General features: G+C 52.8%; 10 protein-coding genes. 4 read left to right on the forward strand and 6 right to left on the reverse strand.

The annotated features are described in order from the left end of the window. The first annotated feature begins 400 nt into the window (after positions 1-400). Both BD749_RS05270 and BD749_RS05275 read left to right on the forward strand, forming a co-directional pair. Entirely contained in the window at positions 401-943 is a 543-nt protein-coding gene (locus BD749_RS05270) for a CopD family protein (protein WP_101443294.1), read from the forward strand. Between the two features lie 59 nt (positions 944-1,002). Further along, positions 1,003-1,656 (forward strand): hypothetical protein, encoded by a 654-nt coding sequence (locus tag BD749_RS05275; RefSeq protein WP_101443295.1) that lies wholly within the window; start codon positions 1,003-1,005, stop codon positions 1,654-1,656. Positions 1,657-1,955: 299 nt separating this feature from the next. Here the strand turns inward: BD749_RS05275 and rluF are convergent, their stop codons facing one another. From rluF to BD749_RS05305, 6 genes are all read right to left on the reverse strand, one after another. After that, complete coding sequence (gene rluF / locus BD749_RS05280; protein WP_101443296.1) at positions 1,956-2,966, reverse strand: 23S rRNA pseudouridine(2604) synthase RluF; 1,011 nt, start codon at positions 2,964-2,966, stop codon at positions 1,956-1,958. 89 nt (positions 2,967-3,055) lie between these two features. After that, positions 3,056-3,967, reverse strand: a complete 912-nt coding sequence (locus BD749_RS05285) for an AEC family transporter (RefSeq protein WP_101443297.1) — start codon at positions 3,965-3,967, stop codon at positions 3,056-3,058. Between the two features lie 74 nt (positions 3,968-4,041). Further along, entirely contained in the window at positions 4,042-4,971 is a 930-nt protein-coding gene (gene ctlX / locus BD749_RS05290) for a citrulline utilization hydrolase CtlX (RefSeq protein ID WP_101443298.1), read from the reverse strand. A gap of 827 nt (positions 4,972-5,798) precedes the next feature. Beyond that, positions 5,799-7,577, reverse strand: a complete 1,779-nt coding sequence (locus BD749_RS05295; RefSeq protein WP_101443299.1) for an aminopeptidase P family protein — start codon at positions 7,575-7,577, stop codon at positions 5,799-5,801. A 159-nt stretch (positions 7,578-7,736) separates the two neighbouring features. Next, positions 7,737-8,876: an OmpA family protein gene (locus tag BD749_RS05300; protein WP_101443300.1), complete on the reverse strand. Its 1,140-nt coding sequence runs from the start codon at positions 8,874-8,876 to the stop codon at positions 7,737-7,739. A 141-nt stretch (positions 8,877-9,017) separates the two neighbouring features. Continuing rightward, complete coding sequence (locus BD749_RS05305) at positions 9,018-9,632, reverse strand: DKNYY domain-containing protein (protein WP_180336319.1); 615 nt, start codon at positions 9,630-9,632, stop codon at positions 9,018-9,020. Positions 9,633-9,941: 309 nt separating this feature from the next. Between BD749_RS05305 and BD749_RS05310 the strand changes: the two genes are divergently transcribed. Together BD749_RS05310 and BD749_RS05315 are read left to right on the forward strand one after the other, a co-directional pair. After that, a complete protein-coding gene (locus tag BD749_RS05310) occupies positions 9,942-11,186 on the forward strand; it encodes an efflux RND transporter periplasmic adaptor subunit (RefSeq protein ID WP_180336320.1) in 1,245 nt (414 codons plus the stop codon). 177 nt (positions 11,187-11,363) lie between these two features. Next, entirely contained in the window at positions 11,364-12,821 is a 1,458-nt protein-coding gene (locus tag BD749_RS05315; protein ID WP_245868746.1) for a TolC family protein, read from the forward strand. Positions 12,822-13,159 lie beyond the last annotated feature (338 nt).

Below are 13,159 nucleotides of genomic sequence, written 5' to 3' on the forward strand. Positions count from 1 at the left end.
ACCCCTTCACCCCCAACAGTGGAGCGTCATTTAGTGCACCTGGCTGAGGTGATCTGTTTCATAGCTCAAGGGGCAAGTTAGTCGTGCGATGCGTGCCTGTGGAACGTGTACAACATCGTTTATACCTTTCGAATGGCAGCTACAAATTCCCAGCCTTGGATAATCGAGAACGTGAGTTCGAAGATTGTGAGCGTAGCTCTGACGGGCAGGGGTGGTTTGACACGGTATAGCAATATGGGAAGCTACAGCTCTTATACTTGAAAGATGGTAATAGCAGAAAGTCCCCCTTGGGGTAGGGGCCCTCGACAAAGAAGGGGGCAGGGGGATGACAATCGTGCATGGAAATCCTGATTCAGACTTTTGTTTTTAATACCTTTGCCTAAAAGCACCCTTACGGCCTATGTCCTTTTTATACATCAAAGCCCTGCACATCATTTTTGTGGTTACCTGGTTTGCCGGCTTGTTTTATATTGTGCGCCTATTCATCTATTTTGCCGAGGCGCAGGAGAAGCCGGAGCCGGAGCGCAGCATTCTGCAGAACCAGTTCCGGATCATGCAGCAACGTTTGTGGTATGGCATCACCTGGCCATCGGCCGTGCTCACGCTCATTTTCGGCATTAGCATATGGCATTTGTATGGCGGTGGTTTTCCGGGCTGGCTTGTGTGGAAGCTGGCGTTTGTACTGTGCCTCTATGTGTACCACTTTCTCTGCCATAGCATTTTCAAGCAGCAGCAAAACGGCGTCATCCGGTATAGCTCCACTCAGTTGCGCATCTGGAACGAAGTGGCCACGGTTTTCCTGATCGCTATTGTGTTTCTGGTAGTCCTCAAAAATACACTGAGCATGGTGTGGGGCATCGTGGGCCTGCTGCTTTTCTCAGCTATGCTGATGCTGGCCATCCGCATTTACAAACGCACCCGCGAAGCGAAGCAGCCACGCTAATCAGGCCAACAATGCGTGCTTTGCGCCGGATTTTGTACCTTTGAACAAACACTCAACACATGAAACAACCCGCACTGAAGCCCAACGAGAGAGAACTGATCAAACTGATACGCTTTTTTAGCAAGCGTGCCGCCAGGTTAATGGAGGAAGGTGAGCTCAGCGCGGAACACTCGCAACTGACCACTGCCTGCCAGAACCTGGAAACGCAACTGATCACACATGCCACCAACCGCAGCGCCATCATGGACAAGCGGGAGCGCCTGCTCAACATCATCGAAGATAATGCCCAGTGCCCTAAATGCGGTAAAGCCGACATGCTGAAGCGCACTGGCTCCACTACCAATGAGCACGGCTGGAAATGCAATACGTACAAGTGCCGCCGCTGCAATACCGGATTCACCTGGAATAGACCTAACAACCCATGGGACATGGTCGAGTTTCTGGAAATGTACATCGGGCAACTGCAGCTAGCCATAGCCGCCGAACAGAACGAAGCGGTGGTTGCGCACACTGAGGATGCCGTAGCCCAGATGAAAGACAGCCTCAACCGCCTCCGCCCGGTACTGCAAACATCCGACGAGGAAGTGGACGCCCTGCAGCAAAAGGAAAAGGAAATGGACAAGCTGATCCACCAGTTCAAGACCTACCTGCAGATCGAGAAGATCAAACTGAACGCCTATCCGGAAGAAGACACGGAGGAAGAGGAAGTTTAGTATTCCTATTGATTCTGTTAAGTGGCACATCCCGGACTTGCGTCGGGGAAACTCGTCCAAAAGTGTGGTAGGCCTACGCTAGGTGCGGAGGCAGTGGCCTACTAGGACCAAAATCATTTCAGGATGACAAAAAGGTGGAATGAAATGGCTTTGCCCTCCCGGAGACGATTTCCAAAAAAGTCTTATACCTTGATCTTCGGAGGTAAAAGTTGCTGCGTAATGTCATCAAGAGCTAATAAAAAAGCCGGTGCAACTTGGTATAAGGCCTAACTGCACCGGCTTTTGCTTCTCTAAACAGTCTAGCGTCTTTTGCGTCCGCCGCCTTTAGCTGCCAGCGCGTTTCGGCTGGCTCCTCTGGAACCGGCGCGGCTTTTACCTCCTGATTTTTTGGCGCCCGGTCCTTTTGAAGCGCCGCGCTGGCCCCTTCCGCCTTTGGACTCGCTCGCACCGAAGCTGCTTTTCTTGCCTGTGCCGTTATCTTTTCGGGCTGGTCGGTTGCTGGTGGCCGTTTTTTTTCGTGCCGGCTGCGCTGTATGCGACTGGTTAGCAGTTGACTTTTTCCTGCTACTTGAGCCCTCTTCCGTTTTTACAGAGTCTGCTACCTGGCTTTGAATCTCAGCGATCTCCTCGTCAGTCAGTTCGCGCCACTGGCCCAGCGGGAGTTTGGCTAGCGTGATGTTCATGATGCGGATGCGCTGCAGGGTCTGCACTTCGTAGCCCAACGTTTCGGTCATACGGCGTATCTGGCGGTTCATGCCCTGCGTGAGGATGATACGGAACTTGTTCGGCCCCAATTGCTCTACGAAACACTTCTTCGTGTTCACACCAAGTATAGAGACGCCATTACTCATTTTCTGCACAAAATCCTCGTTGATCGGCTTGTCCACCGTTACGATATACTCTTTCTCGTGCCTGTTACCGGCCCGCAGGATCTTGTTCACGATGTCGCCGTCGTTGGTCAGGAAGATCAGGCCTTCGGAGTCTTTGTCGAGGCGCCCGATCGGAAAAATGCGCTCCGGGTAATTGACGAACCGGATGATGTTGTCGCGCTGCGACAGGTCGGTGGTGGTTTCGATACCGGCTGGTTTGTTAAGCGCCAGATATACAGGCGGCACCTGGTCGATCTGCAGTGTTTTGCCATCTACCTGCACCTTGTCTTTGGCCCTTACGCGGGCTCCTACCTCCGGCAACTTGCCATTCACCAGCACCCTCCCCTGCTCGATCAGTTTGTCGGCTTCACGGCGCGAGCAAATGCCTGCGTCGCTGATGAATTTATTCAGGCGGATGCCTTCGGTTGTGTGTTGTGTCATAATTCGCAATAGGCCCAGGTATAGCCAGGCCTTGTGTGTATACCTTGTAAAATAACGAGAAATCTTCAGCAATAGCTAATTGGCTATACCTACAGTCCCTGCACCAGCAGGTACCAGACCGCGAGTGTGAGGAAGGAAAGCGGAATGCCGAAACCCACCATCATGGAGGCCAGCCGGGGTTTGAGTCCGTAGGAAATGGCCACGATGGACGCTGTGATCATAGGTGCCATACCTGCCTCAAGTATACTCACCTGCACCACCGGCCCACGAGCGCCCAGCACCAAAACATAGAGTACATAAATCAGCAAAGGAGCCAAAATTAACTGAAAAGCGAGCCCCAGAAACAGAAAGCGCCAGTGTTTGCTCTTTCGCTCGATGCGCAGCTGCATGCCCACGCTCACCAGCGCCAGCGGCGTAACGGTGCTGCCCAATCGGTTGAAAACATCCTTCAGGTCTTCGGAAAAATGCAGGTTGGCCACGTTCATGGCAAACGCCACGACAAAAACCAAAAATGGCGGGAAGGTTAGGATCTTGAGGCCAATGGCTTTCAAATCGGGCTGCCCTTTGGAGAAATAGGCGGCCAGGGCAATGCCGAGTGTCGACACCACCACAAAGGTACCGGGCAAATCAACAAGGATAGCTGTCTGTAAACCCTGCTGCCCATACAGCGCCTCGATGATCGGGAAACCAACAAAAGACGTATTGCCGAGTCCGGCGGTGAGGATCAGGCAACCTACCAGCTTTTTGGACCAGCCGTAGATGCGGCCAAGGGTATAGAAGAACACCGCCGCCGCTGCAAAACAGATCCAGGCCACCCCTACGGGCAGTAGCACGGTACTGTCGAGCTCCACTTCAGGTATAGCGTATAGCGCCAGGGCCGGTAGCGAGATGTGAATGATGAACTGGTTGAGCACGACGGGCGATGTGCTCGGGAAAGCCGGCACCCGCCGCAGCAACACCCCCACGATCAGGCAAAGAAAAAGTAAGATGATACTGCTCATGCAGGCTCGGGTATAAATGAAACCGCAAAGCTAGGTATACGGCGGCAGGTATCAGGTATGGCGCCGCCTAAAAATTATCGCTTCCGAAACAGCTCCGCGATCATGCACCGGATGCTGCCCCCTCCGGCCTTTTCGATCATGTGGATCGGCAGGTATAGGAGGTGCTCATTATGGGCCTTCAAGTGCTCCAACTGCTCTGGTGTCAGGCTTTCGTAAGCGGCTTTCGACATTACCAGTATACGCTCGCCCTGCTTGTTCTCAAGCTGTAGCATGTTGCCCGCAAAGTGCTGGTAGGTCTGCTCCTTGCTGATCTCGATGATCTCTTTGCCACTGCCGTGTAAGCTGGTATACAGCTTTTCACGATCCTGCTCATCCACGGTGTCCAGGGCTACTACGGCAAATGTATCGCCCACGCACATCATCACGTTGGTATGGTAGATCAGTTCGCCAGCCGGACCATAGGCTTCAAACGTAACCGCCTCGTAGCCCAGTTTATCGCAGAAATGCTGCAGCGCGACCAGGCTCGTGCGTGGCGACACAGCGGCATAGGCAATTTTGTTCACGCGGTCGAGTACCAAACTGCCTGTTCCCTCCAGGTATACAGGCGACTTTTCGTCCTCAAAGAATTCCAACGCTATATGCTCATCGCACTGGCAGGCGTGTTTAACCCGTTCGAGCACCTCCTTACGCCGCTCGTTGCGTCGGCTGACCGAGGCCATCGGGTAGGTAACCAGTTGTCCTTCAGCATGGGAGGAGAACCAGTTGTTCGGAAATACAGAGTCGGGCGTGCCCGAATTTTCAGGGTCGCGCATTGTAATTACCTCCACGCCCAACTTGCGCAATTCCGCCACCGCATTCTTAAATTCGAGCAAGGCTATGTCCTGTACCTGAGCGAGTGTAAAGTCCTGAAGTTCCCGTTGAAAGCTGTTGGTCTCGGCTGCTTCCGGGTTGTAGGCAAAGCCTGTCGGCTCGATCATTAGTATGGTGCTGGTGGTTTGCTTCATGGTATCGTGTATACTTGCAAATATACTTTGTTTCCGGCAAAGGTATAGTGTTCTATCTCTAGGTGATACAGGCTATGGTTTTGCTAGCCAGTGCACACATGTAGTTAGTGTTCTTTGCAGGTATAGGTATAGGTATACCGCAAGTTTAGCGACAGCGTAACTTGTGGTTGCGCATAAGGCCAGTTTGTAACTGGCGTAGCAAGCCTATAGGTAAAGCTGTTGCGCTATTGCATAGCTGGCTTTTCGCCTGTGCGGCGGGCACTCACTTTTTTCCTTGATGAAAAAAAAGAGGGCCCCTACCCCCAGTAAGCAAAAAAATCAAGACGATTTTGAATCGAGGGCCCCTACCCCCACTCGCTGACCGCTCAAACACAAAATCGTCGGTGGCGCACCTGGCACAGCTGTTTGTTACATAGCTGGCTGATAGTTAGTCTTGCTATACCTGCCAGTGGTTCGTGTGGTCTATGACAGAAACAACGAGAGTGATCTGAGATTAAATCTTGCAAACTCCAGATTTCTCACTTGCGTTCGAAATGATAGAACTGTACCTGCCAGCGGTTCGTGTTGTTTATAGCTGAAACACCGGAGTTATACTAGAGACCCGGTACAGCAGAGCAGTAACTACGGATCTATACCTGAAAGATGGCAGTAGCCAAAGTTCCCCTTGGGGGTAGGGGCCCTCGACAAAGAAGGGGGCAGGGGAATGACAATCGTGCATGAGAATCCTGTTAATCCACTAATCCTGAAAATCCTGATTCAGACAAAAAAACCGGCTATACCTTCAACAGGTATAGCCGATTCAACAATTAACAATTATCAATCAACAATCAAATAGCCTTTGCCTTTTCCTTGAGCCAGCTCAGCTCCTCCTCCGTCAGGTGCGGACCGAGTTTCTCCACTACCAGTTGATTGTAGTCGTTCAGCCATTGGATCTGGCGCTCGTCCAGCAGTTCTTTTTTTACTGGAGCGGTGTCGATCAGGGCGAGGGTGAGGTGCTCGAAGGTATAGAATTCGCCGAAGTCGTTGATCTCGTCCGGAATGGTGAGCACGAGGTTCTCGATGCGGATGCCGTACTGGTTCGGGCGATAGATGCCAGGCTCTACCGAGGTGATCATGCCCAGCTCGATGTCCACAGGTGTGGGTGTCGGATTGAACACATGCGGGCCTTCGTGCACGTTCAGGGCAAAGCCTACACCATGACCGGTGCCGTGGCCGTAGTTACGGGCGTGGTCCCAGAGCGGTTTGCGGGTGATGGCGTCGATCTGGTAGCCGCGGGTGCCTTTCGGGAAACGGGCGGTGGCGCCGTCGATCATGCCTTTCAGCACCAGGGTATAGTCGGTTTTTTCTGCGTCGGTGAGGTTGCCCAGCGAAACCACGCGGGTGATGTCGGTGGTGCCGGTGGTATACTGCCCGCCGGAGTCTAGCAGGAACAGGCCGTCGGCTTTGAGCTCCACGTCGCTTTCCGGGGTGGCTTTGTAGTGCGGCAAGGCACCGTGCGCTTTGTAACCGGCGATGGTGTCGAAGCTTTCGCCAATAAAGCCCTCCTGCTGCGCCCTGAAATCTCGCAACACGTCCGCCACTGAAATCTCCGTGATGGTGGTTTTGCCCAGGTTATCCTCCAGCCATTTGAAGAAGCGGGTCAACGCCACGCCGTCTTTTACCATCGTTTTGCGGGTATTTTCTACCTCTACTTCATTTTTTACGGCCTTGAAGAACGTGGTCGGATTGGTGTTATGGATCACGCGCACCCCCTCTGGCAGCTGCTTATACAGCGCGTAGCAATTGCGTTTCGGGTCGATCAGGATGGAAGATCCGGCCGGAAGTTCGGCCAGCAGACGCTCCACCATTTCGTAAGGCTGCAATTCCACGCCATCGGCCATCAGTTTCTTCTTGTCAGCTTCGCTCAGTTTGGCCTGGTCAATGAACAGCACCGTATTTTCCTGACTGATCAGCGCAAAGCTCAGCACTACCGGGTTGCACTTCACGTCGGCGCCGCGCATATTGAAGAGCCAGGCCATGTCGTCGAGCGAGGAAATCAAATGATAGGCGGCTCGCTGCTTTTGGAGCGAGGTGCGCAGTTTTTCCAGCTTGGCGGTGGTGGATTGTCCGGTCAGTTCCTCTCCCAGCAGGTAGGCGGGGGCGGTTGGCAGGTCCGGACGACCTTCCCAGATCGGGTCGAGCAGATCGCGGTCGGTGGCCAGTGCTATACCCAGCGGCGCCAGTTCCTGCTCCAGCAGTTCGGCCAGCCCCACCGAGATCAGCTTGGCATCGTAGCCCACCGTATCGCCCTGGTTCAACCGGCCCGCCAGCCAGCCAATGTACTCCGGTGCGTGCTGCACCTGCAGTTTCACCAGCTCGAACCCGCTGCCTGCCAGCTGCTCCTGGGCCTGCTCAAAATAGCGGGCATCGGTCCAGAGGCCGGCAAAGTCTTGAGTGATCACCAGGGTGCCGGCCGAGCCCGTGAAGCCCGAGGCAAAGTAAATGCACTTGTAGCGGTCGGGCAGGTACTCGCTGATGTGCGGGTCTGCGGAAGGAATGATATAGGCGCTCAGCCCCTGCTCTTGCATCTGCTGGCGTATGGCGGCCAGCCTTTCTGTATGACTCATAGATATGGTTGCTTTGTGAAAGAGGCAAATTAAGGAAAGATGGGGAGAAATGCGCAGTTATGGCACCAGATTGATGACGCGCTGTGCTGTTAATTTGCCCGAATTATAAAATTGCCGATCGGCAGGGGCCGGCTATACCTGAGTAGCAGGCATGTGGCTTCACTCCTCAAAAATCTCGATTTCCACCCGCCTGTTCAGGGCCCTGTTTTCATCGGTCAGGTTGTCTGCCCGGGGAGCTGACTCCCCTAGCCCGCTGGCCGAAATGCGGTGGGCAGCTATACCTTTATCTTCCAGGTATACCTTCACGGTGGTGGCCCTTCTTTGCGAAAGGGCGAGGTTATCGGCATCGGTCCCCACATCGTCGGTGTGGCCCACAATCCGGACGCCTACTTGCGGGTGCGTTGCCATAAAAGCAGCCAGGGAATCGAGCAGCGGGAAGGCTACCGACTGGATGGTATGCTCTCCGAAAGCAAAATTCACATCGTCCAGGGTGAGGGTACTGCCTATGGCAATAGGCGCATCAGTTGCCGATGCAAGCGGTGGCGCGGCATCGGGGATAGCGTCAGCTTCCTTGTCTGCGGCAGGCTTTGGCACAACGCTGATGTTGTCGTAGCAGTAATAGGTGCCTTTCTTCTTACTGCTTTTAAGTTCCTCCTCCACTTCTTCTGTTTCCGGGTTCATTACTTCCAGCGCAGCGGCGTTTGCGCCCAGAAAATTTCCAAGCAGCAGGTAGCGCTCCCCACCCCGGGCTTTGTAAAGACCGCTCACTTTTGTCCATTCCGTTCGGGAGGCTAACGGTGTGCCAGTATCGTTTTTGAGCGAAGTATAAGGTATAGCTGCCGTGGTGAGGGGGTGATCTTTGAGGCCGTATACCTGCCGGATGGCTGGCAGCGGCTTATTGAGGAAGTGTACCGTAATCTCACTGATGGGCGGCTCGATGGTCGAGGCCCGGATGGTGTAGAGCGATACCACATACTCCTGGTTTTTCCGGAGTGGCTTTGTTAGTTCTACCTGTGTCAGTTCACTCGCTTCGAAACTGAACCATTGGCACAGGCAAACCTCCCCGAATTCAATCGTGGAAACCTGCCTGGAGGGCGTATTGGATTGATAGGCATTAAAGTATGGCGGGAACTGCACGACTTTTCCTTCCACAGCGGCAACATCGGGCGTACCGCTCACCCCCTTGAACCCGATAACCCCGCCTTTCAGCTGCTCCAGGCTAGGATTCCGCACCAGGTTCTGCGCCATACCTTGAGTCAGGTATAAGCTGAAGATCAGGTATAGCAGCAGCGCTTTCATCTCTGTTATTACGGGGAGGAATGGTGGAGGGTGTGGGGTAAATTGGAGTGAGGGATTTGGGGTGGTTTTAGTTTAACAGTGTTAGTGCAGCCGATGGGCGAGGCGGAGCCGAGCATAAAGGCTGAACTTTGTTGTGTGGTGTTATTCTATCTTTTTGTAACTATTAAACTTTTCAGTCTTTGTTTCTCCTTTCCCTTCACCGAAGATAACACCATTCACATCCAGAGTATCTAAAAAAGCATACTTTTCATTTAATTTTATAAAGTGAGATTTAGTCATTGAGGTCTTTGCTCCACTTGTTTCTGTCACTATGAATTCTTCAATATTTTTAATCTCAATTGGTATGGTACCGCAAAATACTCTTCTGTCATCTTTTGCATAAGGCCAGTCAAAAGGTATAAACTTCTCTGGATTCGCAAATACTACCTTTGCATCATCAAGGAACACATTGGTCTTATCTTTTGAGTAAGTTGAGTAACCTTTACTTTGTATAATCTGAAAAGATTTCGGGTCAGCTTTCGGAATAATACGCCCCTCAAAAAAAACGTGGTTCCTGTCCTTCCCATACCTTTTATCCTTTAAAACCTGAAAGCTATTGATATCTGCCGATATGTTTCGCACGCGTTTTCCAGCTGCTTCATCGAAGGTGATATAAGCCCATTGCCCATTCTCAATTTTATATTTAGGACTGCAGGCAAATAGAATGGTAGACGAAAGTACTACAGTTACAAAGAAGAATACTTTGAGTCTTTTCATATTGATATACCCCACAACTACTATGTAAACGTCACTATGACGTTTACCCACCCAATATAGCATGTTATGCGTAATAGCTCACCTTTGAAGTGTATATTAATTTATATATATTCTACTCAAGCCAACATCAAACCTTTTCTCTACAACTCTCCTATCCACACATCCAAAACCGCACAAACTGTTCATTTTTGAACAGGTATAAATTACTGAAAGTCAATAAATTAAATCACAAACACCTGATTATCAGCAATATATAAATCTGGCATTTAAATTGGCTATACCCTCACGAGCAAAACTCCACAAAAAACGATGGACCGTGAATTATCAGCCAGCACCAGACAAGCCCAGAAGCAAAAACGCTTCTGGAAACTAGGTATAGCCGCTGCCCTAGTGGCAGTCGCCATCTTCGGATTCAGAAGCCTGATCACCCCGAGCATTTCACACACCGAAATCAGAACAGCGGTGGTGGAAGCAGGTCCCGTGGAAGCCACCATCACGGCCTCGGGTACGGTAGTGCCGGAGCACGAGCAGGTGATCACCAGCCCCATTCAGGCGCGCATCGAGCAGGTGGTGCATAGTACCGGCGAGCAGGTGCAGCCCGGCGACCAGATCCTGCTCCTCGACAGGGCCTATACCCAGCTGGCCTACGACAAACTAAAAGACGAACAGGAACAGAGCCGTCACAAAAGCGTGCAGCTCAACCTCAACCTCGAAAAGAAACTCAACGCCCTGGCCTCGCAGCTGGAGATCAAGCGCATGCATGTAAAAAGTCTGCAGGCCCAGCTCGAAGACGAGCTATACCTGCTCAAGATTGGGGGCGGCACGCAGGAGAGCGTGAAGCAGGCCGAACTCAACCTGAAGATCGCCCAGCAGGAACTCGCCCAGATCGAACGCGACATCATAACGGAGCGCCAATTACTTAAAGCTGACGAGCAGGAACTACGCTATACCCTGGCCATGCAGAGCCGCTCGATTGAGGAACTGCAGCGCAAAATGGAGCAGGCCGAAGTGCGCGCTACACAGCCGGGCGTGATCACCTGGGTGAAAAACGAGATCGGCAGCAACGTGAACGCCGGCGACATCATCGCCCGCCTCGCTGACCTGAGCAGCTATCGCGTGCAGGCCACTATTTCGGATGCTTTTGCCAGCCAGATGAGCGTCGGCAGTAGCGTTGTAGTCCGCATCAACGACACCAACCTGCAGGGCAGCGTGGTCTCCATTAAACCGACCGTCGAAAATGGCATCGTGACCTTTTTTGTGGCCCTGGAAGAGAAAGCGCACGAGCTGCTGCGCCCCAGCCTGCGCGTGGATGTGTATGTGCAGACAGCCGCTAAACCAAACACCCTGCGCGTGAAAAACGGCCCTTACTTCAAAACCGCCACCAAACCCCAGGTATACGTGCTGCGCGATGGGGCGCTGATCCGAAGGGAAGCCCAGATCGGCGTGAGCAACATCGACTTCGTGGAACTGGAAAGCGGCGTGCAAGCCGGCGAGCAAGTAGTGATCTCTGACCTGGCCGATTACCAGCACATGGATAAGGTGAAAGTGAAGTGAGGTTGGAAGTTTAAGAGTTTGGAAACAGGACAAAAGACCTTGTGACAAAGGACAAATGATTAAAAGGGAGAGGACTTATATCTTTTGTCAATTAGTCTTTAATCAAGAAAAAAGTCCTATGTCTTTTGTCAATTAGCCCTTTGTCAAGAAGAAAGTAGTGATACGCAATTTGAAACCATGAAAAAGCTATACCTGATCTTATTGCTGTTTGTGACGCTGCTGCCCTGTCTGCCAGGTATAGCACAGCCTGCGACGCGCACCTTGCTTCTTCAGGAGGTGATCGCCCTGGCGCAGGAGCAGTCAGCAACCGCACGACAGGCCGAGACTAGTCGCGAGAATAGTTACTGGCAGTGGCGCAGCTTTAAGTCAGACTACAAACCGCAGCTCAGCCTCACCGGCACCCTCCCCGACTTTAGCCGCACCATCATGCCGGTTACACAGCCCGACGGTACCACCGATTTTAAACCCGTATCGATCAATAACTCCGAGCTGGGGCTGAGCCTGAGCCAGGTGGTGAGTCCAACCGGGGGCCGTGTGTTCGTGACCTCACTGATGCAGCGCTTCGACGATTTTGACCGCGACGAGACGCGCTACAACGGCAACCCCGCCATCATCGGTATAGAGCAGCCGCTGTTTGCCTACAACGAGCTGTCCTGGGCCAGAAAGATAGAGCCGCTCCGCTACCAGGAGTCCCAGAAGCTATACCTGGAGGAGCGCGAAAAAATAGCCGTGAACGCCACCAGACTGTACTTCGATCTGCTGCTGGCCCAAACAAACCAGCGCATCGCGAGCCAGAACCAGTCGAGCAACGACACGCTCTACCAGATCGCCCAGGAAAAGTATAAGCTCGGTCGCCTTTCCAAAAACGATTTGCTGCAGTTGCGCCTGGCTGTGCTGAACGCCGAACTGGCCATGGCGCAGGCCGCCCTCGATCAGCAGACCGCAGCACTCGCTCTCAAAACCTACATCGGCATGAAGGAGACAGACCAGTTGGAGCTGACAACGCCGGAAGGTATACCTGCCACGACTGTGCTGGCTGAAGTAGCACTTGCGGAAGCCCGCAAGAACCGCAAGGAGAGTATTAACTTCAGCAGAAGACTCATGGAAGCAGAATCACTCATGGCCAAGGCGCAGGGCGACAATGGTTTGAATGCCAGTTTGTTTGCCACCTTCGGCCTCACCAACCGCGGCACCTCCTTCACCGACATCTACTCCCGCCCTGAAAACCAGCAGCGGGCCCGCATCGGGTTCAGCATGCCGATCATGGATTGGGGCAGGCAGCGGTCTATCTATAAAGTAGCCGAGCTGAACAAGCAGCTGGTGCAGTACACCGTGGACCAGGAAGACGCCAACTTCGAGCAGGCCGTGCTCATGCAGGTGAACCAGTACAACACCCTGAAAGCCCGCATCACCACCACCGCCGAAGCCGACGCCATCGCCCAGGAACGCTACGAGATCGCCCGCAACACTTTCCTGATTGGCCGCATCAGCATCACCGACCTCAACATCGCCTTAGCCGAAAAAGACCAGGCCCGCCGCGCCCACATCGCCTCCCTGAGCGAGTATTGGACGGCTTACTACAATCTGCGGCAGCTCACGCTGTACGATTTTGAACAGGGGAAAATAATTGAGTGAATTAGTGAGTGAGTGAATGAGTGAGTGTATAATTTGAAGATTTGAAGATTTGAAAATGTGATAGGTATAGCTGTAGGGACAGGTCGCGACCTGTCCGAATCGTGTAAGAGTTCCCCCTCTCGGGGCAGGGCGGTTAAGTTCTGCAAAAACTATCCCCTTGAGGGGATTATAGGGGTGTAAATTCGGTGCATTAATGCAATTGATTGTCTTGTTTGGGATTCGTCCGCAGCAAGAACACCCCTCTGCGCTCCCCTCAAGGGGAGAATTTGGTAAAACTTAACGGCCCTGCTCCCGAGAGGGGCCAGGGGTGGGTTAATCGTGCACCAACAATTAACAAT

This window comes from Pontibacter ramchanderi (assembly GCF_002846395.1).
Lineage (GTDB): Bacteria > Bacteroidota > Bacteroidia > Cytophagales > Hymenobacteraceae > Pontibacter > Pontibacter ramchanderi.

Bases quoted from the DNA above. Each gene is read 5' to 3' on its own strand.
- rluF (WP_101443296.1), bottom strand. From the start codon at position 2,966: ATGACACAACACACAACCGAAGGCATCCGCCTGAATAAATTCATCAGC.
- BD749_RS05310 (WP_180336320.1), top strand. From the start codon at position 9,942: ATGGACCGTGAATTATCAGCCAGCACCAGACAAGCCCAGAAGCAAAAA.
- BD749_RS05315 (WP_245868746.1), top strand. From the start codon at position 11,364: ATGAAAAAGCTATACCTGATCTTATTGCTGTTTGTGACGCTGCTGCCC.
- BD749_RS05300 (WP_101443300.1), bottom strand. From the start codon at position 8,876: ATGAAAGCGCTGCTGCTATACCTGATCTTCAGCTTATACCTGACTCAA.
- BD749_RS05285 (WP_101443297.1), bottom strand. From the start codon at position 3,967: ATGAGCAGTATCATCTTACTTTTTCTTTGCCTGATCGTGGGGGTGTTG.
- BD749_RS05275 (WP_101443295.1), top strand. From the start codon at position 1,003: ATGAAACAACCCGCACTGAAGCCCAACGAGAGAGAACTGATCAAACTG.
- ctlX (WP_101443298.1), bottom strand. From the start codon at position 4,971: ATGAAGCAAACCACCAGCACCATACTAATGATCGAGCCGACAGGCTTT.
- BD749_RS05305 (WP_180336319.1), bottom strand. From the start codon at position 9,632: ATGAAAAGACTCAAAGTATTCTTCTTTGTAACTGTAGTACTTTCGTCT.
- BD749_RS05270 (WP_101443294.1), top strand. From the start codon at position 401: ATGTCCTTTTTATACATCAAAGCCCTGCACATCATTTTTGTGGTTACC.
- BD749_RS05295 (WP_101443299.1), bottom strand. From the start codon at position 7,577: ATGAGTCATACAGAAAGGCTGGCCGCCATACGCCAGCAGATGCAAGAG.